Annotated in this window: 19 protein-coding genes, 1 tRNA gene and 2 pseudogenes; 8 read left to right on the top strand and 14 right to left on the bottom strand. The window is 66.4% G+C overall.

Going from position 1 to position 22,256, the window contains the following annotated elements; translation table 11 throughout:
• Positions 1–278: 278 nt before the first annotated feature.
• The 4 genes from cyoD to cyoA are packed head-to-tail and all read right to left on the bottom strand — an operon-like array spanning position 279 to position 4,126.
• Entirely contained in the window at positions 279–611 is a 333-nt protein-coding gene (gene cyoD, locus WJ35_RS01775) for a cytochrome o ubiquinol oxidase subunit IV (protein ID WP_059487386.1), read from the bottom strand.
• A complete protein-coding gene (gene cyoC, locus WJ35_RS01770; RefSeq protein WP_060232451.1) occupies positions 612–1,226 on the bottom strand; it encodes a cytochrome o ubiquinol oxidase subunit III in 615 nt (204 codons plus the stop codon). It abuts the gene before it with no gap.
• Entirely contained in the window at positions 1,226–3,235 is a 2,010-nt protein-coding gene (cyoB, locus tag WJ35_RS01765; RefSeq protein ID WP_060232454.1) for a cytochrome o ubiquinol oxidase subunit I, read from the bottom strand. The genes cyoC and cyoB overlap by 1 nt, the downstream gene beginning before the upstream one ends.
• A gap of 3 nt (positions 3,236–3,238) precedes the next feature.
• Positions 3,239–4,126, bottom strand: a complete 888-nt coding sequence (cyoA, locus tag WJ35_RS01760) for a ubiquinol oxidase subunit II (RefSeq protein ID WP_069238654.1) — start codon at positions 4,124–4,126, stop codon at positions 3,239–3,241.
• 34 nt (positions 4,127–4,160) lie between these two features.
• Between cyoA and WJ35_RS29390 the strand changes: the two genes are divergently transcribed.
• Entirely contained in the window at positions 4,161–4,370 is a 210-nt protein-coding gene (locus WJ35_RS29390; RefSeq protein ID WP_080484203.1) for a hypothetical protein, read from the top strand.
• A gap of 31 nt (positions 4,371–4,401) precedes the next feature.
• On the opposite strand, the gene WJ35_RS01755 is transcribed toward WJ35_RS29390, so the two are convergent.
• The 4 genes from WJ35_RS01755 to WJ35_RS01740 form a co-directional block, all read right to left on the bottom strand.
• Positions 4,402–5,931: an NADH-quinone oxidoreductase subunit M gene (locus WJ35_RS01755; protein WP_069238653.1), complete on the bottom strand. Its 1,530-nt coding sequence runs from the start codon at positions 5,929–5,931 to the stop codon at positions 4,402–4,404.
• Between the two features lie 426 nt (positions 5,932–6,357).
• On the bottom strand, positions 6,358–7,731 hold the full coding sequence (locus WJ35_RS01750; protein ID WP_034195293.1) for a hypothetical protein: 1,374 nt from the start codon (positions 7,729–7,731) through the stop codon (positions 6,358–6,360).
• A 151-nt stretch (positions 7,732–7,882) separates the two neighbouring features.
• Positions 7,883–7,976, bottom strand: a tRNA-Ser gene (locus tag WJ35_RS01745).
• 113 nt (positions 7,977–8,089) lie between these two features.
• Positions 8,090–9,340, bottom strand: coding sequence for an aspartate kinase (locus WJ35_RS01740; protein ID WP_010099099.1), 1,251 nt, complete (start codon positions 9,338–9,340; stop codon positions 8,090–8,092).
• Here WJ35_RS01740 and WJ35_RS32700 point away from each other — a divergent pair.
• Positions 9,323–9,560, top strand: a pseudogene (locus WJ35_RS32700) (hypothetical protein); the annotation flags it as partial. The gene WJ35_RS01740 and the pseudogene WJ35_RS32700 overlap by 18 nt on opposite strands.
• Before the next feature lie 119 nt (positions 9,561–9,679).
• Here the strand turns inward: WJ35_RS32700 and tilS are convergent.
• The 4 genes from tilS to cysS form a co-directional block, all read right to left on the bottom strand.
• On the bottom strand, positions 9,680–11,089 hold the full coding sequence (gene tilS, locus WJ35_RS01735; protein ID WP_069238652.1) for a tRNA lysidine(34) synthetase TilS: 1,410 nt from the start codon (positions 11,087–11,089) through the stop codon (positions 9,680–9,682).
• Positions 11,090–11,132: 43 nt separating this feature from the next.
• The gene (locus WJ35_RS01730) at positions 11,133–12,104 is read right to left on the bottom strand and encodes an acetyl-CoA carboxylase carboxyltransferase subunit alpha (RefSeq protein WP_006478433.1); all 972 of its coding nucleotides are present in this window, start codon (positions 12,102–12,104) and stop codon (positions 11,133–11,135) included.
• Positions 12,105–12,206: 102 nt separating this feature from the next.
• Positions 12,207–13,070, bottom strand: coding sequence for a DNA-3-methyladenine glycosylase family protein (locus tag WJ35_RS01725; RefSeq protein ID WP_069238651.1), 864 nt, complete (start codon positions 13,068–13,070; stop codon positions 12,207–12,209).
• A 43-nt stretch (positions 13,071–13,113) separates the two neighbouring features.
• Positions 13,114–14,511, bottom strand: a complete 1,398-nt coding sequence (gene cysS / locus WJ35_RS01720; protein ID WP_060238304.1) for a cysteine--tRNA ligase — start codon at positions 14,509–14,511, stop codon at positions 13,114–13,116.
• Positions 14,512–14,801: 290 nt separating this feature from the next.
• On the opposite strand from cysS, the pseudogene WJ35_RS01715 reads away from it, so the two are divergent.
• The 4 genes and pseudogenes from WJ35_RS01715 (at position 14,802) to WJ35_RS01700 (ending at position 17,508) form a co-directional block, all read left to right on the top strand.
• A pseudogene (locus WJ35_RS01715) lies at positions 14,802–15,468 on the top strand (tetratricopeptide repeat protein).
• 57 nt (positions 15,469–15,525) lie between these two features.
• Complete coding sequence (locus WJ35_RS01710; RefSeq protein ID WP_010092006.1) at positions 15,526–16,101, top strand: peptidylprolyl isomerase; 576 nt, start codon at positions 15,526–15,528, stop codon at positions 16,099–16,101.
• 91 nt (positions 16,102–16,192) lie between these two features.
• On the top strand, positions 16,193–16,684 hold the full coding sequence (locus tag WJ35_RS01705; protein ID WP_010092005.1) for a peptidylprolyl isomerase: 492 nt from the start codon (positions 16,193–16,195) through the stop codon (positions 16,682–16,684).
• A 23-nt stretch (positions 16,685–16,707) separates the two neighbouring features.
• Complete coding sequence (locus tag WJ35_RS01700; protein ID WP_060238302.1) at positions 16,708–17,508, top strand: UDP-2,3-diacylglucosamine diphosphatase; 801 nt, start codon at positions 16,708–16,710, stop codon at positions 17,506–17,508.
• A gap of 46 nt (positions 17,509–17,554) precedes the next feature.
• Here the strand turns inward: WJ35_RS01700 and cysE are convergent, their stop codons facing one another.
• Positions 17,555–18,328 (bottom strand): serine O-acetyltransferase, encoded by a 774-nt coding sequence (gene cysE, locus WJ35_RS01695; RefSeq protein ID WP_010092003.1) that lies wholly within the window; start codon positions 18,326–18,328, stop codon positions 17,555–17,557.
• A 174-nt stretch (positions 18,329–18,502) separates the two neighbouring features.
• Positions 18,503–19,321 (bottom strand): RNA methyltransferase, encoded by an 819-nt coding sequence (locus WJ35_RS01690; protein ID WP_060238299.1) that lies wholly within the window; start codon positions 19,319–19,321, stop codon positions 18,503–18,505.
• Between the two features lie 278 nt (positions 19,322–19,599).
• Here WJ35_RS01690 and WJ35_RS01685 point away from each other — a divergent pair, with 278 nt between their 5' ends.
• Positions 19,600–20,403, top strand: coding sequence for an inositol monophosphatase family protein (locus tag WJ35_RS01685; protein ID WP_010092001.1), 804 nt, complete (start codon positions 19,600–19,602; stop codon positions 20,401–20,403).
• Between the two features lie 112 nt (positions 20,404–20,515).
• Entirely contained in the window at positions 20,516–22,138 is a 1,623-nt protein-coding gene (locus WJ35_RS01680) for an NAD(P)/FAD-dependent oxidoreductase (protein WP_059457921.1), read from the top strand.
• The last annotated feature ends 118 nt before the right edge of the window (positions 22,139–22,256 follow it).

The raw sequence follows: 22,256 nt of genomic DNA, 5'->3' as shown, positions 1-22,256 counted from the left end.
CTCACCGCATATTTCAAGTTTGTAAGAACTGATGCGCGGGATCGCAGCCGCACATGCGAGCTAACGTCTCGTAACAATTGACGCCAGTATTTGCGCCGGCCGGCTGGCCGGCATACGCGAGCCCCTACTCCCCGGCGGGCCTGGACAACGCGAAGCGCCGCCTCGCCGCCGAGTTCCGCGCGAACGGCACGCGCCGAACGAAAAAAGGCGGCACTCGCGTGCCGCCCTTCCTTACATGAGATGCGCGCCGCAGCAGATCCGCCGCGGCGCGCCGTCGCTCAACGCGACATCATGTTCATGCTGACGTTGTGCATCACCCACAGCGTGCCGACGATCAGGATGGCGGCGGTCAGCACCGTGTAGCTGAACGCCATCACGTTCCAGCGCTGCCCCGACGAGCTGTTCATGTGCAGGAAGTACACGAGGTGCACGACGATCTGCACGAGCGCGAGCACCGCGAGCGCGATCAGCGACGCATGCGGCGACAGCACGCCGCCGAGCACGAGACCGAACGACGCGGCCGTGAGCAGCACCGACAGGATGAAGCCGGCGATGTAGCCGCCGACGCTGCCGTGCCCTTCTTCGAGTTGAGACGAATGCGAATGGGCCATTTAGATCACGCTCGCGAGATAGACAAAGGAAAACACGCAGATCCACACGATGTCGAGGAAGTGCCAGAAGAGGCTCAGGCACGTCAGGCGCCGGATGTCGCGCTCGGTCAGCTCGCGGCCGAACGCGATCTGCGCGGCCAGCACGATCATCCACACGAGACCCGCGCTCACGTGCAGCCCGTGCGTGCCGACCAGCGTGAAGAACGCCGACAGGAACGCGCTGCGCTGCGGGCCCGCGCCCTCCGCGATCAGGTGCGAGAACTCGCGCAGCTCCATCGCGAGAAACGCCGCGCCGAGCACGAACGTCACCGCGAGCCAGACGAGCGTCACGCCGCGCTTGCCGCGGTGCGCGCCGAGCATCGCGAAGCCGTACGTGATGCTCGAGAGCAGCAGCGCGGCGGTTTCGACCGCGACGCCCGGAATGTCGAACAGGTCCTTCGCGGTCGGGCCGCCGGCGTACTGGTTGCCGAGCACCGCGAACGTCGCGAACAGCGCCGCGAAGATCACGCAGTCGGTCATCAGGTACAGCCAGAAGCCGAACACCGAATGCGACGGCGGATGGTCGTGGCCGTCCGCGTGGCCGACCAGGTTTGCGCTCAAGGTTTTCTGCAACATCAGTTGGCCTCCAGTTCCACGTCGTCGACGCGCGGCGCAGTCGTGCGCGCGGCGTGTCGCGGCTCTTCGATTCGCCGCACCGTGGAGGCGGGAATGTAATAACCGTCGTTATTGCGCGAGCTGTAGATCACGAGCGTCGCGACGATGCCGGCCAGCCCGGCGATCGCGAGCCACCAGATGTGCCACACGAGCGCGAAGCCGAGCGCGAGGCTGAACACGCCGACGAACAGGCCGGCGCTCGTATTCGACGGCATGTGGATGTCGCGGTACGTCGCGCTCTTCCCTTGCCCTTCGCCGCGCGCCTTCATGTCGGCGAACGCGTCGAGCGTGCGCACCTGCGGGATCGTCGCGAAGTTGTACGCCGGCGGCGGCGACGTCGTCGCCCATTCCAGCGTGCGGCCGCCCCACGGGTCGCCCGTCGTGTCGCGGGATTGCGGCAGGTTGCGGTTGCGGATGCTGACCACGAGCTGCAGCAGCTGGCACGCGATGCCGATCGCGATCAGCACGGCGCCGAACGCGGCGACCAGCAGCCACGGATGCCACGCCGGGTTGTCGTAGTGGTTCAGGCGGCGCGTCATGCCCATGAAGCCGAGCACGTACAGCGGCACGAACGCGACGTAGAAGCCGACCTGCCAGAACCAGAACGCGGCCTTGCCGAGCTTCTCGTTCAGCTTGAAGCCGAACGCCTTCGGGAACCAGTAGTTGAAGCCCGCGAGATAGCCGAACAGCACGCCGCCGATGATCACGTTGTGGAAGTGCGCGATCAGGAACAGGCTGTTGTGCAGCACGAAGTCCGCGCCGGGGATCGCCATCATCACGCCGGTCATCCCGCCGAGCGTGAACGTGACCATGAAGCCGATCGTCCACAGCACCGGCGTCGAGAATTCGATCCGGCCGCGGTACATCGTAAACAGCCAGTTGAACACCTTCACGCCGGTCGGGATCGCGATGATCATCGTCATGATCCCAAAGAACGCGTTGACGTTCGCGCCCGAGCCCATCGTGAAGAAGTGATGCAGCCACACGAGGAACGACAGCACCATGATCGCGCAGGTCGCATACACCATCGTCTTGTAGCCGAACAGCGGCTTCTTCGCGAACGTCGCGATGACTTCCGAGAAGATCCCGAACGCCGGCAGGATCAGGATGTACACCTCCGGATGCCCCCACGCCCAGATCAGGTTCAGGTACAGCATCGCGTTGCCGCCGGCTTCGTTCGTGAAGAAATGCATGCCGAGGTAGCGATCGAGGCCGAGCAGCGCGAGCGTCGCGGTCAGGATCGGGAACGACGCCATGATCAGCACGTTCGTGCACAGCGCGGTCCACGTGAACACCGGCATCTTCATCAGCGACATGCCCGGCGCGCGCATCTTGATGATCGTCACGAAGAAGTTGACGCCCGTCAGCAGCGTGCCGACGCCGGAAATCTGCAGCGCCCACAGGTAGTAGTCGACGCCGACACCCGGGCTGTACTGCAGCTCGGAGAGCGGCGGATACGCGAGCCAGCCCGTCTGCGCGAACTCGCCGATCACGAGCGAGATGTTGATCAGGATCGCGCTGACCGCCGTCATCCAGAAGGAGAGCGAGTTGATGAACGGGAACGCGACGTCGCGCGCACCGATCTGCAGCGGCACGATCAGGTTCATCAGGCCGACCATGAACACCATCGCCATGAAGAAGATCATGATCACGCCGTGCGCGGTGAAGATCTGGTCGTAGTGGTGCGGCGGCAGGAAGCCGGGCGCGTTGTACGCGAGCGCGAGCTGCATGCGCATCATGATCGCGTCCGCGAAGCCGCGCAGCAGCATGATGAATGCGACGATGATGTACATCACGCCGATCTTCTTGTGATCGACCGACGTCAGCCATTCGCTCCACAGCCATTTCCACCGGCCGGTGATCGTCAGTGCGGCGAGAATGCCCAGCACGACGAGCCCCATGAAGGCGCCCGCCCCCATGATGATGGGCTGGTCGAACGGGATCGCCGAAAGTGTCAGTTTGCCGAACATGCGTTACCCCTTCGTGCCGCAGGCGGCGTCCTTCAGGTCGAGGACGTGGCCATCGTTGTATTTCGCGATGATGTTGTGGAAGAGCTTCGGATCGACCGACGAGAAGTAGCGCACCGGCGCCTTCTCGCTCGGCTGCGCGACCGTGCCGTACGCGGTCATGTCGAGCCGGTCGGACGACGCCCTCACCTTCTTCACCCATGCATCGAACTGCTCGCGCGGCTCGGCGAGCGTGCGGAACTTCATGTCGGAGAAGCCGCGGCCGCTGAAGTTGGCGGACGTGCCCGCGTAATCGCCCGCTTCGTCGGCGATCAGGTGCAGGCGCGTCTGCATGCCGGCCATCGCGTAGACCTGGCCGCCGAGCTGCGGGATGAAGAACGAGTTCATCACCGAGTCCGACGTGATGCGGAAATTCACCGGCGTGCCGACCGGAATCGCGAGCTGGTTCACCGACGCGATGCCGAGCTCCGGATAGATGAACAGCCACTTCCAGTCGAGCGCGACGACTTCGACGTCGATCGGCTTGACCGACGACTCGAGCGGCTTGTACGGGTCGAGCTCGTGCGTGGTCTTCCACGTGAGGATGCCGAGGAACAGGATGATCAGCGTCGGCACGGTCCAGATCACGACCTCGATCGCCGTCGAATGCGACCAGTCCGGCGCATAGGTCGCGCTGCGGTTCGACGCGCGGTAGCGCCACGCGAAGTACAGCGTCAGCAGGATCACCGGCACGACGACGATCAGCATCGCCCACGTCGACGTCGCGATCAGCGCTTTCTCGGCGGCGCCGATGCTGCCTTTCGGATTAAGTACGTCAAAATTACAGCCTGACAGGCTCAGTGCCGCGCCGATTGACATCAGCGCCGCCCAGCCTCTTGAAGCTCTTCTTTTCATCACACAGCCCGAGAGTCATTGAAACCGTTTGCGTATGCCCGATGCGCATTCGATCCACGAAAGTGGCCGCATCATACGTCGCCCGGACGCAAGCAAAAACCTTGATGTACGACAAATCATCATTGCAAAATCCGATGTGAGACACATTGTCGCGGGGCAATTTCACGCAGCCGGCCGCGTGCCGGAAGCCGGTGCGACAAGCGCCGCGCCACTGGATGTGCGCGCAACCATCGCATTCGTCTGACGAGGCGGCCGCTGCGCGCGGCCTCCTCCGGTCAGCCGTGCGCGGCGGCCATGTAGGCGGGTCGTGCCGGCGCGGCGTCGTCGCCGGCAGGCAGCTTCGAATGGCTCGCGTCTTCGATCAGGCGCGCGACCGTCGGATCGATCGCGTCGGTGAACGGCTTCGGATCGACGCCGACCATCAGCACGATCAGCGCGAGCGACGCGAACACCACGATCTCGCGGCGGTTCAGGTCGACGAGCTGCGCGATGCGCGGGCTCGCGACCTTGCCGAACACGACCCGCTTGAGCATCCATAGCGTGTACGACGCGCTGAGAATCAGCGTCAGCGCCGCCAGCGCGCCGATCCAGAAGTTGAAGCGGATCGCGCCCATGATGATCATGAACTCGCCGACGAACCCCGACGTGCCTGGCAGCCCCACGTTCGCCATCGAGAACAGCAGCGCGAACGTCGCGAAGCGCGGCATCACGTTCGCGACGCCGCCGTACTCCGCGATCGCGCGGGTGTTCGTGCGGTCGGACAGCACGCTCACGCAGAGCAGCATCGCGCCCGCGACGAAGCCGTACGACACGAGCTGCACGATCGCGCCTTCGACGCCGATCCGGTTGAACAGGAACAGCCCGAGCGTGACGAGCCCCATGTGCGCGACCGTCGAATACGCGAGCAGCTTGCCGAGATCGGTTTGGGCGAGCGCGAGCAGGCTCGCGTAGACGATCGCGAACAGCGACAGCGCGATCACGGCCGGCGCGAAGAAATGGCTCGCGTCCGGCGTGATCGGCAGCGCGAAGCGCAGGAAGCCGTAGCCGCCGAGCTTCAGCATGCCGAGCATCAGCGCGGCGCCGGTCGGGCCGTCCGAGTAGACGTCGCGCAGCCACGTATGAACCGGCCACATCGGCACCTTGACCGCGAAGGCCGCGAAGAAGCCGAGGAACACCAGCAGCTGCGGCGCGAAGCCGAGCTGCAGCGTGCGCCACACGCTCATGTCGAACGTGTGCGACTTCGCGTACAGGTACAGCATCGCCATCAGCAGCAGCAACGAGCCCGCGAACGAGATGAAGAAGAACTTCACCGCCGCATGCACGCGGTTTTCGCGGCCCCACGTGCCGATCAGCAGGTAGAGCGGGATCAGCGTCGCTTCGAAGAAGATGAAGAACAGCAGGCCGTCCTGCGCCGCGAACACGCCGACCATCAGTCCCGACAAGATCAGGAACGACGCCAGGTATTGCGCGACGCGCACCGTGACGGACTCCCATGACGCGACGATGATCACGAGCGTCGTGAAGGCGGTCAGCACGACGAGCCATAGCGACGCGCCGTCGATCCCGACGCGCCAGCCGGCGTGGAAAGCGGCCAGCCAGTCGCGCGATTCGGTGAACTGCATCGCGGCCGAATGCGTGTCGAAGCCCGCGACCAGCGGCGCGACGGCCGCGAGCCCGGCGAGCGCGCCGGCGAGCGCGATCACTCTGATGCGATGTACGCGATCGTCGGAACCGGCGCGCAGCAGGAACGCGCCGAACAGAATCGGAGCCCAGATGGCCAGGCTCAGAAAGGGGAACTCATGCATGTCAACAGGCCCTGGGTGGGTCGCGCGCTGCATCGGGAACAGACGCGACGAAGGAACGAAATCAAATCGACAGATAGATTTCGTGGATCGACAATGTTGGCAAAATGTAAAGCGGAATCAGAACAAAGATTGATGCCGCTCAAGCGCAATCGGGTTAACCAGCATAAAGCGGCTGATTATTTTTTGCAGCGCAACAGAACATGAAATTCCGTTCGCCCGATAGGCCGCTGATTTTTATGCGTAATTTTTCGTATTGAACGGGCACCTGGCGTGCCGGATGGCGCGCGTCGTCGCATTTTTTTCCGGAAGCATGCTGCTGTGCATGCAACGACGAGCCGCAGCGTGCGAGGTCTGCGCGTCGCTCGATCCTTACAGGCACCCTTTCGTTTTGGCTTCAACGCGCGGCATCGGCGGCCGCGCGTCGTGTCAGCGCTCGCGGCTCAGCCGGTCCCACACTTGCATCGACACCGCGCGATAGTGATTGTGCTGCGCGGGGAAATGGACGAAGCGGCTGTCGCGCGTCGCATAGACCGGCGACGATGCGAGCGACGTCGCATCGACGATGTAGCGCGCATCGATCATGCCGGCCGCCAGCAGTTCAACGTAGATCGCCTGCTGGTCGCCGCCGCTCGCGTATACCGACGAGCGGTCGTCGAAGCTCTCGATGCGGGCGCATATGCGGCCGACCAGTTCATGCATCGGCGCGACGTTGCGCACGCCGATCATGCAGGAGTTGATCGCCCAGGCCGTGTGATCGGTGCCGATCACGAAATCGCGGCCGTCGATCACGCCGTCGACCGGCTGACGCTGGTCGATCGCGAGGATGTCGGCATCGACCCAGAACACGAAGTCGTGCTGCGGCAGGTGTTCGCGAATCAGATGCAGCTTGGCCCAGTTCGCGTCGACGCCGGGCGGCAGGAACGACGGCGGCTCGCGATAGGCGTGGTACGCGTAGCCGTGTCGCGTGCAATAGCGAACGAAGTTCTCTTCGTGCAGATCGCCGTAGCCGGCGATGTGCGACGTATGCAGGCTCACGAATGCAATGCGCGCCTGCGGATTCAGATGCCGCACCGGCTCGCGCGTGCGCTGTTGCGCGGCGCGCCAGTCGGCCATCGCGTGCGGCTGTTCGCCGTGCAGCACGCGCGCCGCATCGTCGACGAGCGCGAGCACGTAGCGGAAGTCGTAGTCGGGCGTCGGCGCCCATACGCCGTCGATCTGCCGCCATTCGGGCGCCTGATGCGCGACGAGCGGACGCGCGCTCACGACCACGTCGATTGCATGGCCGTCGCGCCACACGGTCTGGGCCGATGCGTAATGGCGGTTCGACAGCGGCTGATCGAACGGCAACGGCGGGAAGTGTTCGGCGAGCAGCGTCGCTTCGCATTCGTTCTGCCGCTCGGGCAGATGCATCGCCCACTTGCCGAGTTCGACCGTAAGACGCCGCAAGCGCTCGCGAACGTCGGGGACGTTGCGGAAGATCATGCCGCTGGGCGCGGGTAATGGCGACGTCGGCGTCTGGGTGGTGACGATCGCGTCGTAGCCGTCGGCGATCTCCGGCAGTGCGTGCCGGGCCAGTACGACGGAGAATGGGTCGAGCACGAGAAGCAATGCCTGCGGCTCCATCGCCGCGAGCTGCGCGATGATCGCGTGGTACTTGTGAAGCACTTGTTGACGCTCGCCGTAGATGTGCGCGCTGTCGACGACCGCGTGGCGGTAGCCGTGGCTGTGCGCGTAATCGGCGTGGTTGGCGACGAGCCCGTCGACGGGGCGATGCGAAAGAAGCGTGAGGACGGAATGCATGCGGGGCGGGACTCCGGCTGAGGGGCGCGAGGCTATATCGCTATTTAGCGCGGGAGCTTGGAGGAAGTCGAGGGGGATTGGGGGGCGACGTGACAACCAAAAGAAAAAGCCCCGCAAGTCCGAAAACTTGCGGGGCTTGTTCCGCCACTTCTGGCGGAGACGGAGGGATTCGAACCCTCGATCCAGGTTTTGGCCCAGATGCTCCCTTAGCAGGGGAGTGCCTTCGACCTCTCGGCCACGTCTCCCAAACTTTCGCTCGCACCAGGGAGGCAGTGCGACGAGAAGAAGATAATATAGGGTTTCGAGCCGCAGGTCAATTTCTTTGATGCATTTTCTTCAATGCATCACGAAAATTTCATTACGCCTGTTCGAGTTCGAATGCTTTGTGCAGCGCGCGGACGGCCAGCTCCATGTACTTCTCGTCGATCAGCACCGAAATCTTGATTTCGGACGTCGAGATCATCTGGATGTTGATCCCCTCTTCCGACAGCGTGCGGAACATCTTGCTCGCGACGCCCACGTGCGAACGCATGCCGACGCCGACGACCGACACCTTCGACACCTTCGGATCGCCCTGCACCTGCTCGGCGCTCACGTGGCCCTTCACCTGGTTGGTCAGGATGTCCATCGCCTTCTGGTAGTCGCCGCGGCCGACCGTGAACGTGAAGTCCGTCTTGCCTTCGACGCTCTGGTTCTGGATGATCATGTCGACGTCGATGTTCGCGTCCGCGACCGGGCCGAGGATCTGATACGCGATGCCCGGCTTGTCGGGCACGCCCATCACAGCAATGCGTGCTTCGTCGCGCTGGAACGCGATGCCGGAAATGACTGCCTTTTCCATGGTCTCGTCTTCTTCAAAAGTAATCAGGGTGCCCGAGCGCATTTCCACGTCGAGCGCAATCAGCGGATCGGTCAGGCTCGACAGCACACGCGTCTTCACCTGGTATTTGCCGGCGAATTCGACCGAGCGGATCTGCAGAACCTTCGAGCCGAGGCTCGCCATTTCCAGCATTTCCTCGAACGTCACGCGATCGAGGCGGCGCGCCTCTTCGACGACGCGCGGATCGGTCGTGTAGACGCCGTCGACGTCCGTGTAGATCAGGCACTCTTCTGCATCGAGCGCGGCCGCGACCGCCACCGCCGACGTGTCCGAGCCGCCGCGGCCGAGCGTCGTGATGTGGCCGTCCGGATCGACGCCCTGGAAGCCCGTGATGATCACGACCTTGCCTGCGTTCAGGTCGGCCTTCACGCGCTCGTCGTCGATCGAGTGGATGCGCGCCTTCGTGTATGCGCTGTCGGTCTTGATCGGCACCTGCCAGCCGGCATAGCTCACGGCCTCGACGCCGATCTCCTGCAGCGCGATCGACAGCAGGCCGACGCTGACCTGCTCGCCGGTCGACGCGATCATGTCGAGCTCACGCGGGCTCGGCTGGCTCGAAATCTCTTTCGCGAGACCGAGCAGACGGTTGGTTTCGCCGGACATCGCCGACGGCACGACCACCATCTGGTGCCCGGCCTGATGCCATTTTGCGACGCGTTTCGCGACGTTCTTGATGCGCTCGACCGAGCCCATCGAAGTGCCGCCGTATTTATGTACGATGAGTGCCATTGTCGTTCTGAACTGGAGGAGAAGCCGCACGGGCGCGCTGGACAGGCCGCGTTGCCGTTCGGTCACGCGGCTTGTGGCTGTGGACGGACGACGAGGGGAACGGCTGGGACGCAACGCGCAAGCGTGACGGATTTTGCCCGGAAGGCCGATCAGGCCGCGCAAACCGGGTACGTCACGCGGAAAACCTGCACAAAACGCTCAAAAATCGAGCCGAGCAAACAACCGAGCGTACCCGATCGATGTCCGCTTGACAAGCCGGACGCCGTACCGGCGGCCGCTCCGGCGCTGTTTACCAAATAGTGAAAATCGGCGCGATATCGCCCCGCGCCTCGGCGCCCGTCACGCGATCAGCAGGTCGGGCCGCCATTCGATCCGGCGCCATGCGCCGCCGCCATCGACGTCCCCGCCATCGTGGTTCACGCCGAGCCGCGGCACGAAGAGCAGCCGGTCGCCCGCGAACAGCAGCGGCACGTCGCGCTGCCACGAAGGCACGCCGCGCTCCTGAAACAGGTTCTTCAGCGTGCGGCCCGGCCCGCCGGGCGCCGTGCGCATCCGCTCGCCGCCCGCGCGAGCCCGTGCGGCGAGCGGCGCGGCGCGCAGCAGCGCGTCGGGCACCGCGTCCGCGTCGCCGGGCGCGGCCGGCGCGAACACGAACGTGCCGCGCCAAGCCGGCAGGTGCCAGACCTCCTGCCCGCTCCACGCGCACGTGCATTCGGGGCGCGGCGCGCCGCTGCCGTCGTCGGCCGGGTCGCCTCTGTCGCCCGCTTCCCAGGAGACGGCATCCCGATACAGCCGCAGGCACTGCCCCGCGTGATCGACGCGCAGCGCATGGGCGTCGTGCGCGTCGCGCAACTGCCGCATCATGTCGGCGAGCCGCGCAGCCGACGCGCCCGGCAGGCCGAGCCTGCGCATCCAGAAACGCAGCAGGTTCGCGCCGCGCGCATCGTCGAGCGCGACCAGCGCGCTGCGCGACAGCGCGCGCCCGTCGTCGCGCGCGGCGCCGGCGAAATCCAGTTCCGCCAGATCGTCGAGCAGGCGCTGCGCCGACGCCGCATGCTGCGCGGCCCGGCCGAGCGCATCGCGAAAGCCCGGAAAGTGCACGGCGAGCGCCGGCAGCACGTCGACCCGCAGCGCATTGCGCGCAAAGCGCGTGTCCTGGTTCGATTCGTCGTCGATCCACGCGAGCTCGCGCTGCACCGCATAGCGCTCGAGCTGCGCGCGCAGCAGCCGCAGCAGCGGACGCACGCGCTCGACGCGCGCGCCGCCAGGACGGTAGCGCGGCGCCATCGCGGCGATCCCGGCGATGCCCGCGCCGCGCAGCAGCTGCAGCAGCACCGTCTCGGCCTGATCGTCGGCGTGCTGCGCCAGCCACAGCACGGCCGCGCCGTGCCGCTCGCACATTGCGTCGAGCGCCGCGTAGCGGCTCTCCCGCGCGCTCGCCTCGATCCCGGCGCCGCTGTTGCGCGGCACGTCGACCCGCTCCGATTCGAACGTGACCCCGAGCCGCTCCGCGGTCGCCTGCGCGTATGCGACCCAGGCGTCGGCATTCGCGCTCAGCCCATGGTGGACATGCAGCGCGATGCAGCGCGATGCGCCCGCGACGCGCACGGCCGCGTCCAGCAGCACCGACGAGTCGAGCCCGCCGCTGTACGCGATCGCGATGCGCGCATCGGCCGGCAGCCCGGAAAGCGCCGCGCCGACCGCATCGAGGACGACGCGGTCGGCGCGGAATTCGGTTGGAGGAATCACGTGAGGGACGCGCGCCGGACGGCGCGCGATGTGAACACGCGGGTCATGCGCCCGGCGTGGTTTCCTTGAACTTGCCGTAGGCCATCAGGCGTTCGAAGCGGCGCTCGCGCAGCGCATCGATGCTCATGCCCTGGAACTGGCGCAGCGAATCGGCGAGCGCACGGCGCAGCAGCGCGGCCATGCCCTTCGGATCGCGATGCGCGCCGCCGAGCGGCTCGTTGATGATCTTGTCGATCAGGCCGAGCGCCTTCAGGCGGTGCGCGGTCAGGCCCAGCGCCTCGGCCGCCTCGGGCGCCTTCGCTGCGCTCTTCCACAGGATCGACGCGCAGCCTTCCGGCGAGATCACCGAATAGGTCGAGAACTGCAGCATCATCACGGTGTCGGCCACGGCGATCGCGAGCGCGCCGCCCGAGCCGCCCTCGCCGATCACGGTCGTGATGATCGGCGTCTTCAGCTCGGCCATCACGTACAGGTTGCGGCCGATCGCTTCCGACTGGCCGCGCTCTTCCGCGCCGATGCCCGGATACGCGCCCGGCGTATCGACGAACGTGAAGATCGGCAGGCCGAATTTCTCGGCGAGCCGCATCAGGCGCTCGGCCTTGCGATAGCCTTCCGGACGCGGCATCCCGAAGTTGCGCGCCGCGCGCTCCTTCGTGTCGCGCCCCTTCTGGTGGCCGATCACCATGCACGGATGGCCGCCGAAGCGCGCGAGGCCGCCGACGATCGACAGGTCGTCCGCGAATGCGCGGTCGCCATGCAGCTCGTGAAAATCGGTAAACAGCTCCGCGACGTAGTCGAGCGTGTACGGACGCTGCGGATGCCGCGCGATCTGCGACACCTGCCACGGCGACAGGTTCGCGTACAGGTCCTTCGTCAGTTGCTGGCTCTTCTTCGACAGCCGCTCGATTTCTTCCGAGATATCGACAGCCGAATCGTCCTGCACGAAGCGCAGCTCTTCGATCTTGGCCTCGAGTTCGGCGATCGGCTGTTCGAAATCCAGAAACGTGGTTTTCATGTGTTCGAATCCTTGGGTCTTGCGGCAGCGCGTATTCTACCCGCGCGCGCGACGCTCAAAACCGGTTCTCAACTATTGATGTTTAAAACCCGATAGCCCCGATCAGGCCCCGGCGTCCAGCGAGTCCAGGCTGCGCCACATGTACCAGGTCGCGACGGTGCGCCATGGTTCCCAGTTGGCCGCCACTTCCCGCGCCTCGCTGCGCGTGACCGGCTCCCCGCTGAAATAATTGACGCTGATCGCGCGGATCAGGCCGGGATCGTCGAGCGGCAGCACGTCCGGACGCGACAGGTTGAAGATCAGGAACATCTCCGCCGTCCAGCGGCTGATGCCGCGGATCTGCGTGAGCTCCGCGATCACGTCCTCGTCGTCCATCGACGTCCACTTGTCGACGTGCAGCGCGCCCGACACGAAGTGCTGCGCGACGTCGAGAATGTACTCCGTCTTGCGCTTCGACAACCCGCACGCGATCAGCTTGTCCGGACCGAGCTTGATCACCTGCTGCGGCGCAAGCTTCGGGCTGGCCGCCTCGATGCTCGCCCACACCGACTGCGCGGACGCCACCGAGATCTGCTGGCCGACCACCGAGCGCGCGAGCGTGACGAACGGGTCGCCGCGCTTGACGAGATGCGCGGGGCCGAACTTCGGGATCAGCTTCTTCATGATGCGGTCGCGCTTGACGAGATCCGCGCATGCCTTGTCCCAGTAAGCGGGACGCACGACGTCGGCGCTGCCCGCATCGTCGGATGCGCGCACCTTGCGAGCAGTGTCGGTAGCCGCCGACGTGGTTTCCGGCTGAGCCGGGTCGACGCCTTTCGCGCGCACCGGCTTCGCATGACCGTTGAGCGCAGCGCCGTTCGGCGCGACGCGCTTCGCGTCCGCCTTCGCCGCCGGCGCACGCTTGGCTGCCGGACGCGCAGCGACGTGCGTCGCGCGCTTGACCGGCGCTTTTCTGGCCGTTGCCATCTTGCCTCCTACCTGACGAATCGGTCAGTGGAACGCTGCGCGCTCATACGCGACGCCATTCGGTCGACCCGCCCGGTTTGTCTTCAAGCGCGACACCGGCTTCGAGCAGTTCCGCCCGGATCCGGTCCGCTTCGGCATAGTCCTTCGCACGTTTCGCCGCGCCGCGCGCGGCGATCCTCGCTTCGATCTCGTCGGCCGCCAGCGCGCCTTCCTGCGCGGCGCCAGCCGCCTGCTGCAGGAACGCGCGCGGCTCGCGGCCGAGCAATCCCAACAGTGCCGCCAGCTGCTTCAGCTGGCGCGCCAGCGCCGCGTCGCGCGTGCGGTTCACTTCACCCGCCAGCTCGAACAGCACGGACACCGCGAGCGACGTGTTGAAATCGTCGTTCATCGCGGCCGCGAAGCGCTGCGCGTGCGGCTCGTTCCAGTCGAGCGCGGCCGCATCCGGCGCGACGTCCTTCAAGGCGGTATAGAGCCGCGTCAGCGCCGCGCGCGCATCGTCGAGATGCACGTCGCTGTAGTTGAGCGGCGAACGGTAATGCGTGCGCACGATGAAGAAGCGCACGACTTCGGCGTCGTACTGCTCCAGCACGTCGCGGATCGTGAAGAAGTTGCCGAGCGACTTCGACATCTTCTCGTTGTCGACCTGCACGAAGCCGTTGTGAATCCAGTAGTTGACGAACGTCTGGCCGGTCGCGCCCTCGCTCTGCGCAATCTCGTTCTCGTGGTGCGGGAACTGCAGGTCCTGCCCGCCGCCGTGGATGTCGAAATGCTCGCCGAGCAGCGTGCAGCCCATCGCCGAGCACTCGATGTGCCAGCCGGGCCGGCCCGCGCCGTACTTCGAATCCCACGACGCGCCTTCCGGATCCTCCGGCTTCGCGCGCTTCCACAGCACGAAATCGAGCGGGTCTTCCTTCGCGTCGTTCGCGGCGACGCGCTCGCCCGCGCGCAGGTCGTCGAGCGACTTGCCCGACAGCTTCCCGTAGTTCGCGAACTTGCGCACCGAATAATTGACGTCGCCGTCATTCGCCTGATACGCGTAGCCGTTCGCCTCGAGCGTCTCGATCATCCCGAGCATCTGCGGAATGAAGTGGGTCGCGCGCGGCTCGATGTCCGGGCGCTGGATGCCGAGCGCATTCTCGTCCTCGTGCATCGCGGCGATGAAACGGTCGGTCAGCGACTTGATCGTCTCGCCGTTCTCGACCGCGCGGCGGATGATCTTGTCGTCGATGTCGGTGATGTTGCGCACGTACGTGACCCGGTAGCCGATCGCACGCAGCCAGCGCTGCACGAGGTCGAACACGACCAGCATGCGCGCATGGCCCACGTGACAATAGTCGTAGACGGTGATTCCGCATACGTACATCCGCACCTCGCCGGGCTGGCGCGGCACGAAAACTTGCTTGTCACGCGCGAGCGTGTTGTAGATGCGCAGTGATTCCATAGAGATGAACCGTGAGCCGAAGGGAACCGCCATGGCGATACTCGCCCTGCATGCGAAACGATCGAGCCGCCGCCGCGGCATCGTGCCGCGCGTCCTCGATATCACATGGAGCGGTCAGGCTGCAAGCACAGCGGTGACGGCCACGAGAGGCAAAGAAAGACTGTCTGCGGCTCGCCGGAACGCGCAGACGTTTTGTTAGAATGGCTCGGAGTATAACATTCCGATTTACGCCTATGAAATCTCCCCGCGGCCGCGCGCAGAGCGCTGCGACCCTCGTTGCGACCGCCGTCATGGGCGTCGCGCTGACGTTTCTGCCTGCCGCCGCGGCCCACGCGCAGAAGGGCCCGCCCACGGGCCGACGGCACCCCCGAGATCGACTCGTCGATCGCCGGCAAGCAGTGGAAACAGGCGCTCGCGCAGCTCGACGCGCGCATCGCCGCGAACCCGCACGACGTGCAGGCCCAGTTCAAGCGCGGCACCGTGCTCGCGCGCCTGAACCGCGACGACGACGCGATCCAGCAGTTCGTCGCGATCACCCAGGCCTACCCCGAACTGCCCGAGCCGTACAACAATCTCGCGGCGCTCTATGCGAAGCACGGCCGCTACGACGAAGCGCGCTCGGCGCTCGTCACCGCGACCCAGACCAACCCGAGCTACACGCTCGCGTACGAGAATCTCGGCGACCTGTACCTGCGGCTCGCGGCCGAATCGTACAAGCGCGCGCAATCGCTCGGCCGCACGAGCGGCCCGACCGCACAGCGCCTCGCCGACCTGCAGAAGATCATCACGCCGCCGAAGGCCGCCCCGGGCGCGCGCGCCGCCGCACCGTCGACGCGCGCGTACTCGGACCGCGCGGCCGCGAACGTGACCACCACCACGCTGCCGCTGTCGCCGACGTTCCAGTTCGGCGGCCCGTCCGGCGCAATGACGGCACCCTACGTCGCGCCGTCGCAGTAAGCGGCACGCGGCGCTCCACCCACCCTGGCACTCCACCCATCCAACCAGAGGATCGCAATGAAACGTCTGTTGCTGGCGCTTGGCGGCGCCGCCCTCCTCGCGACCGCACCCGCGTTCGCGCAAACGGCCGCTGCGCACCCCGTCGTGCAGCTGAAGACCTCGCAGGGCGACATTCGCGTCGAGCTGTACCCGGAGAAGGCGCCGAAGACGGTCGCCAACTTCCTCGACTACGTGAAGGCCGGCCAGTACAACGGCACGATCTTCCATCGCGTGATCAAGGGCTTCATGATCCAGGGCGGCGGCTACAAGGCCAACTTCGACGAGAAGCCGACGCGCGCGCCGATCCCGCTCGAGAGCCGCAATGGTCTGAAGAACACGCTCGGCACGATCGCGATGGCGCGCACGAGCGACCCGAATTCGGCGACTGCGCAGTTCTTCATCAATACGGTGGACAACGGCGGCCTCGACTACCCGAACCCGGACGGCAACGGCTACGCGGTGTTCGGCAAGGTCGTATCGGGCCTCGACGTCGTGAAGAAGATCGAAGCGGTGCCGACGACGGTGCGCGGCCCGATGCGCGACGTGCCGGAACAGGCCGTCCTGATCGAATCGGCGAGCGTCGTCTCGAAGTAAATCCAGCCGGACCCCGTTTCCGGCGACTCACGCGGCCGCGTCGCACGACCGGCCGCGTGCCATTTAAACCGCCCTATCGAAGGAATTCATCATGGTTGAACTGCACACGAACCACGGCGTGATCAAGCTCGAACTCGACGCCGAAAAAGCGCCGAAGACGGTCGAGAACTTCCTGAACTACGTGAAGAAGGGCCACTATGACGGCACGGTGTTCCACCGCGTGATCAACGGCTTCATGATCCAGGGCGGCGGCTTCGAGCCGGGCCTGAAGCAGAAGCCGACGGACGCGCCGATCGACAACGAGGCGAACAACGGCCTGAAGAACGACACGTACACGATCGCGATGGCGCGCACCAACGACCCGCACTCGGCGACCGCCCAGTTCTTCATCAACGTGAACGACAACGATTTCCTGAACCACTCGTCGCCGACGCCGCAAGGCTGGGGCTACGCGGTGTTCGGCAAGGTCGTCGAAGGCCAGGACGTGGTCGACAAGATCAAGGCCGTGAAGACGGGCAACGCAGGCTTCCATCAGGACGTCCCGACCGACGACGTCGTGATCGAGAAGGCCGTCGTCGTCTGACGAGCGTATACGGAGGCACTTCGATGTTGCAGGAGACTCCGCCGCGAAGCGTCTCCGCGGGCGTGCCGGGCGAGCGCGAATACGCGCAGGCCGCACGCCCGTTTCTGTTCCTGTCCGATCTGCATCTGAGCGACGCGATCCCGAAGACGGTCGCAGCGTTCGAGCATTTCGTGGCATACACCGCGGACAGCGCCGACTCGGTCTTCATTCTCGGCGACCTGTTCGAATACTGGATCGGCGACGACATGCTCGACGACGATCCGTTCGTCAAGCGCATGGCCGCGCTGCTGCATACGCTCTCCGCGCGCGGCATCGCGCTCTACGTGATGCACGGCAACCGCGACTTCCTGCTCGGCAAGCGCTTCATGAAGGCGGCCGGCGCGATGCTGCTGCCCGATCCGGCGCTGATCATGGCGTTCGGCCAGCGCATCGTGCTCGCGCACGGCGACGCGCAGTGCACCGCCGACGTCGGCTATCAGGTGTTCCGGCGCTTCGCGCGCAACCGCCTCGCGCAGTGGCTGTTTCTCGCGTGGCCGTTCCGCTGGCGCCGCGCGCTCGCGCAACGCATGCGCGCGAAGAGCGAAGCCGGCCGGATGCGCCCCGCCTCGCCGATCTACGACGTCACGCGCGAAGGCGTGGCCGCGCTGTTCAGGCAGAGCCGCGCGAGCGTCATGATCCACGGCCATACGCATCGCCCCGCGCGCCATCTCGAACCCAACGGCGTGCGCTGGGTGCTGCCGGACTGGGATCTCGATCACGGGATGCCGCGCGGCGGCTATCTGCGCGTCGATGCCGAAGGCATCCGCGCGATGCCGCTCGACTGACGGCCGCAGGCCCGGCAGGCCGCCCCCCGCGGCAACACCCCGCCGCTCAGGACTCGCGCTCGACCGCCTTGCCTTCCAGCACCGCCGACAGGCGGCGCAGGTCGAGGCGCGCCGCATCGGCGCCCTGCAGCGTTTCCAGATGCGTGCCGAGCCGCTCGAGCGCCGCGACGATTTCGTCGACGCGCCGGCTTTCCTTCGCCGCGTGATCGATCAGCCCGTGAATCGCGAGCGACATCGGATCGTCCGCATTCGGCGTGATGCCGTATGCGCAGAACGCCGCGCGCTCGGGTTGCGGCTTCGGCTGCGCCGGCATCACGACGCGCGCCGGGTTGCCGACCGCCGTGCCGCCCGCCGGCACCGGCTTCACGACCACCGCATTCGAGCCGATCTTCGCGCCCGCGCCGATCGTGAAACCGCCGAGCACTTTCGCGCCCGCGCCGACGATCACCCCGGCCTCGAGCGTCGGGTGACGCTTCGCGCCGCGCGTGAGCGACGTGCCGCCCAGCGTCACGCCCTGGTAGATCGTGCAGTCGTCGCCGACGATCGCCGTCTCGCCGATCACGACGCCCATCCCGTGATCGATGAACACGCGCCGGCCGATCGTCGCGCCGGGGTGGATCTCGATGCCGGTCAGGAACCGGCCGACCTGCGACGCGAAACGCGCGAGCCAGTAGCGCCTCGCGCGCCAGCACGCGTGCGCGAAGCGGTGCAGCATCAGCGCATGCAGCCCTGGATAACAGGTCAGCACTTCCCAGGCACTGCGAGCGGCGGGGTCCCGCTCGCGAATCGTCGCAACGTCTTCGCGCAGTCTCGTGAACATGGTCTGATCTGGGGAAAGGGCCGGCGCGCACCGCCGGCAATGGCCGGCTTTATCGCGCCGGCTGCTTTGTATATGACGTTCGGCGATTTTAGGGCGAGTCGCACACGCCCGCACGACGTCGCGCATTTCTCCCCGGCGCCGGCGCGGGTATTCGCGCCGCGGCCCCGCGGCGCGTCAGGCGTCGCGGTCCGGCGTGCGTGATTTCAGCAGGATGTGCTTCGCGATGCCGCGCAGGATGTTCACCTCCTCCCGCTCCAGCCCGGTGCGCGCGAACAGGCGCCGCAGCCGCGGCATCAATTTCTTCGGATTGCGCGGGTCGAGAAAATCGAGCGCGATCAGCGCGTTCTCGAGGTGCACGTACATCCGCTCGATCTCGTCGCTCTGCGCGAGCGTGCCGGCTTCCGGCTGCGGCAACGATGCGCTCGCGCGCTCGAGGAACGCGATCCGCAGCTCGTAGGCCAGCACCTGCACCGCCTGCGCGAGGTTGAGCGAGCTGTACGCCGGGTTCGCCGGAATATGCGCGAGCGCGCTGCACTGGTCGACGTGCTCGTTCGCGAGGCCGGTGCGCTCGTTGCCGAACACGAGCGCAATGTCGCCCGTGCCGACCTGCGCGCAGGCCTGCTCGGCGGCCGCGCGCGGCGCGAGCCGCGGCGGGCCGTACTCGCGCGTGCGCGCGGTCAGCGCGATCGACCAGTGGACGCCGGACAGCGCGTCGCCGAGCGTCGGCACGACATGCGCGGACGCGAGCACGTCGTCCGCGCCGCTCGCCATCGCGATCGCCTCGGGGTCGCTCTGCACGTGCGGCACGCGCGGCGCGACCAGCACGAGCCGCGAGAAGCCCATCGTCTTCAGCGCGCGCGCGGCAGCGCCGACGTTGCCGGGATGGCTCGGCTCGACGAGCACGAAGCGGGTTGACGTAAAGCCGCCGCGCAGCGGCCCCGACGGCTGTGCCGCGCCCGATGCGCACGGCGCGGCGTTCTCCAAGGTTTCCAACACGGTACGACTCGATAATCAGAATGGCCGTATGGTATCGCCAACGCAGGGCCAAACCCACCTGTCCGGACGGCCAGTGGGGTTTCCCCGCACTCCCGTCGCCTAAACGGGCCGAAAGTCGGGTAAAATCATGCCCTTACGCGCCGCCCAGGCGGCGCGGGTCGTGCCCGCTCTTTGTCAATTCGCGTCTCACCTCGCCCACGCGCGCCTGCGCCGTTGCGGGCGGGTTGTTCCACTTTCGTGGCGGCCACCTGCCGCCGGCTACAGGATCCAGGCTCATGCATCCCATGCTCAACATCGCTGTCAAGGCTGCGCGCCGCGCCGGACAGATCATCAATCGCGCCTCCCTCGATCTCGACCTGATCGAGATCCGCAAGAAGCAGCAGAACGACTTCGTCACCGAAGTGGACAAGGCCGCCGAAGACGCGATCATCGAGACGCTGAAGACCGCCTACCCCGATCACGCGATCCTCGCGGAAGAATCGGGCGAATCCGGCAACGAATCCGAATTCCAGTGGATCATCGATCCGCTCGACGGCACGACCAACTTCATCCACGGCTTCCCGTACTATTGCGTGTCGATCGCGCTCGCACACAAGGGCGTCGTCACGCAGGCCGTCGTCTACGACCCCAATAAAAACGACCTGTTCACCGCCACGCGCGGCCGCGGCGCGTACCTGAACGACCGCCGCATCCGGGTCGGCCGCCGCGACCGCCTGTCGGAGTCGCTGATCGGCACCGGCTTCCCGTTCCGCGAGAAGGACGGCCTCGACGCGTACGCGCGCCTGTTCACCGAGATGACGCAGGCCTGCACGGGCCTGCGCCGCCCGGGCGCCGCGGCGCTCGACCTCGCGAACGTCGCCGCCGGCCGCCTCGACGGCTTCTTCGAGCAGGGCATCAACGTATGGGACATGGCGGCCGGCAGCCTGCTGATCACCGAAGCCGGCGGCCTCGTCGGCAACTACATGGGTGAAGCCGACTTCCTGCATCGTCATGAGATCGTCGCGGCGAACCCGAAGGTCTACGCCCAGATGATCCCGATCCTGAACCGCTACAGCCGCCTGCAGCCGGCCGCGGAGTAAGCTCGGGCCGCGCCCGCACGGCGCGGCTTTTCGCGCCACCGCCTCGCCTGCGCGCCGGCTCTCGCCTGTTTCAACACCGCCACGGCTTCGTGGCGACCGTATCCGAATACTCATGTTACGGCTAAGCGAAATCAAACTCCCGCTCGACCACCCCGAGAGCGCTCTCGAGGCCGCCATCCGCGCGCGCCTCGACGAGCTCGGCGTGCCGGCAGACGGGCTTCTGCGCTACACGGTGTTCCGCCGTGCGCACGATGCGCGCAAGCGCGCCGACATCAAGCTCACCTACATCGTCGATGTCGAGGTCAAGGACGAAGCGGCCGTGCTGCCGCGACTCGCCGGCACGCCGCATTGCGGCGTCACGCCCGACATGACGTACCGCTTCGTGACGAAGGCGCCCGAGCACGGCAACTTCCTGCGCCCGGTCGTGATCGGCATGGGGCCGTGCGGGCTCTTTGCCGGGCTGATCCTCGCGCAGATGGGCTTTCGCCCGATCATCCTCGAGCGCGGCAAGGCCGTGCGCGAGCGCACCAAGGACACGTTCGGACTGTGGCGCAAGAGCGTCCTCAATCCCGAGTCCAACGTGCAGTTCGGCGAAGGCGGCGCCGGCACGTTCTCGGACGGCAAGCTGTACAGCCAGATCAAGGATCCGCATCACTACGGCCGCAAGGTGCTCGACGAGTTCGTCAAGGCTGGCGCGCCGGAGGACATCCTGTATCTGAGCCGGCCGCACATCGGCACGTTCCGCCTCGTCAGCATGGTGGAAAAGATGCGCGCGACGATCCATGCGCTCGGCGGCGAAGTGCGCTTCGAAACCCGCGTCGAGGACATCGACATCGAGCAGGGCAAGGTTCGTGCGCTGAAGCTGTCGAACGGCGAAACGCTGCGCTGCGATCACGTGGTGCTGGCCGTCGGCCACAGCGCGCGCGACACGTTCCAGATGCTGCACGATCGCGGCGTGTTCATCGAGGCGAAGCCGTTCTCGCTCGGCTTCCGGATCGAGCATCCGCAGGGCTTGATCGACCGCAGCCGGTTCGGCAAGTTCGCGGGCCACAAGCAGCTCGGCGCGGCCGATTACAAGGTGGTCCATCACTGCAGCAACGGGCGCGCGGTGTACAGCTTCTGCATGTGCCCGGGCGGCACGGTCGTCGCGGCGACCTCCGAGCCCGGCCGCGTGGTCACCAACGGCATGAGCCAGTATTCGCGCGCCGAGCGCAACGCGAACGCGGGGATCGTCGTCGGCATCACGCCGGAAGACTATCCGGGCGGCCCGCTCGCGGGCATCGCGTTCCAGCGCAAATGGGAGGAACGCGCGTTCGAGCTCGGCGGCGGCGATTACAGCGCACCGGGCCAGCTGGTCGGCGATTTCATCGCGGGCCGGCCGTCGACGTCGCTCGGCTCCGTCGTGCCGTCGTACAAGCCGGGCGTGCGGCCGACCGATCTCAGCACTGCGCTGCCCGACTACGTGATCGAAGCGATTCGGGAAGCGCTGCCGCAGATCGACAAAAAGATCGCCGGCTTCGCGATGCACGATGCGGTGCTCACCGGCGTGGAGACGCGCACGTCGTCGCCGATCCGCATTCGGCGCAAGGACGATTACCAGAGCGTGAACGTCGAAGGTCTGTATCCGGCCGGCGAAGGCGCCGGGTATGCGGGCGGCATCTACTCGGCGGCCATCGACGGGATCGAAGTCGCGCAGGCGCTGGCGCTCGACCTGATGTCGAAGCAGGCGTCCTGACGTCGGCGGCAGGCTCGGCGCGCGATGGCTGCGGCGCCGAGTCGATCGTCATGCCGTCGCGGCCCTGCTCCAATGATCCAGCGGAACGTTCGCGTTCCGTGAGCGTGCGTCGTGCGGC

Source organism: Burkholderia ubonensis (genome assembly GCF_001718695.1).
Lineage (GTDB): Bacteria > Pseudomonadota > Gammaproteobacteria > Burkholderiales > Burkholderiaceae > Burkholderia > Burkholderia ubonensis_B.
The sequence above is the reverse complement of the archived record's forward strand: the minus strand, read 5'-3'. Positions and strand labels throughout refer to the sequence as shown.

Excerpts from the sequence above, each read along its gene's own strand:
- cyoD (WP_059487386.1), bottom strand. The coding sequence starts at position 611 with ATGGCCCATTCGCATTCGTCTCAACTCGAAGAAGGGCACGGCAGCGTC.
- cyoC (WP_060232451.1), bottom strand. The coding sequence starts at position 1,226 with ATGTTGCAGAAAACCTTGAGCGCAAACCTGGTCGGCCACGCGGACGGC.
- cyoB (WP_060232454.1), bottom strand. The coding sequence starts at position 3,235 with ATGTTCGGCAAACTGACACTTTCGGCGATCCCGTTCGACCAGCCCATC.
- cyoA (WP_069238654.1), bottom strand. The coding sequence starts at position 4,126 with ATGAAAAGAAGAGCTTCAAGAGGCTGGGCGGCGCTGATGTCAATCGGC.
- WJ35_RS29390 (WP_080484203.1), top strand. The coding sequence starts at position 4,161 with ATGCCCGATGCGCATTCGATCCACGAAAGTGGCCGCATCATACGTCGC.
- WJ35_RS01755 (WP_069238653.1), bottom strand. The coding sequence starts at position 5,931 with ATGCATGAGTTCCCCTTTCTGAGCCTGGCCATCTGGGCTCCGATTCTG.
- WJ35_RS01750 (WP_034195293.1), bottom strand. The coding sequence starts at position 7,731 with ATGCATTCCGTCCTCACGCTTCTTTCGCATCGCCCCGTCGACGGGCTC.
- WJ35_RS01740 (WP_010099099.1), bottom strand. The coding sequence starts at position 9,340 with ATGGCACTCATCGTACATAAATACGGCGGCACTTCGATGGGCTCGGTC.
- WJ35_RS01730 (WP_006478433.1), bottom strand. The coding sequence starts at position 12,104 with ATGAAAACCACGTTTCTGGATTTCGAACAGCCGATCGCCGAACTCGAG.
- WJ35_RS01725 (WP_069238651.1), bottom strand. The coding sequence starts at position 13,070 with ATGGCAACGGCCAGAAAAGCGCCGGTCAAGCGCGCGACGCACGTCGCT.
- cysS (WP_060238304.1), bottom strand. The coding sequence starts at position 14,511 with ATGGAATCACTGCGCATCTACAACACGCTCGCGCGTGACAAGCAAGTT.
- WJ35_RS01710 (WP_010092006.1), top strand. The coding sequence starts at position 15,526 with ATGAAACGTCTGTTGCTGGCGCTTGGCGGCGCCGCCCTCCTCGCGACC.
- WJ35_RS01705 (WP_010092005.1), top strand. The coding sequence starts at position 16,193 with ATGGTTGAACTGCACACGAACCACGGCGTGATCAAGCTCGAACTCGAC.
- WJ35_RS01700 (WP_060238302.1), top strand. The coding sequence starts at position 16,708 with ATGTTGCAGGAGACTCCGCCGCGAAGCGTCTCCGCGGGCGTGCCGGGC.
- cysE (WP_010092003.1), bottom strand. The coding sequence starts at position 18,328 with ATGTTCACGAGACTGCGCGAAGACGTTGCGACGATTCGCGAGCGGGAC.
- WJ35_RS01685 (WP_010092001.1), top strand. The coding sequence starts at position 19,600 with ATGCATCCCATGCTCAACATCGCTGTCAAGGCTGCGCGCCGCGCCGGA.
- WJ35_RS01680 (WP_059457921.1), top strand. The coding sequence starts at position 20,516 with ATGTTACGGCTAAGCGAAATCAAACTCCCGCTCGACCACCCCGAGAGC.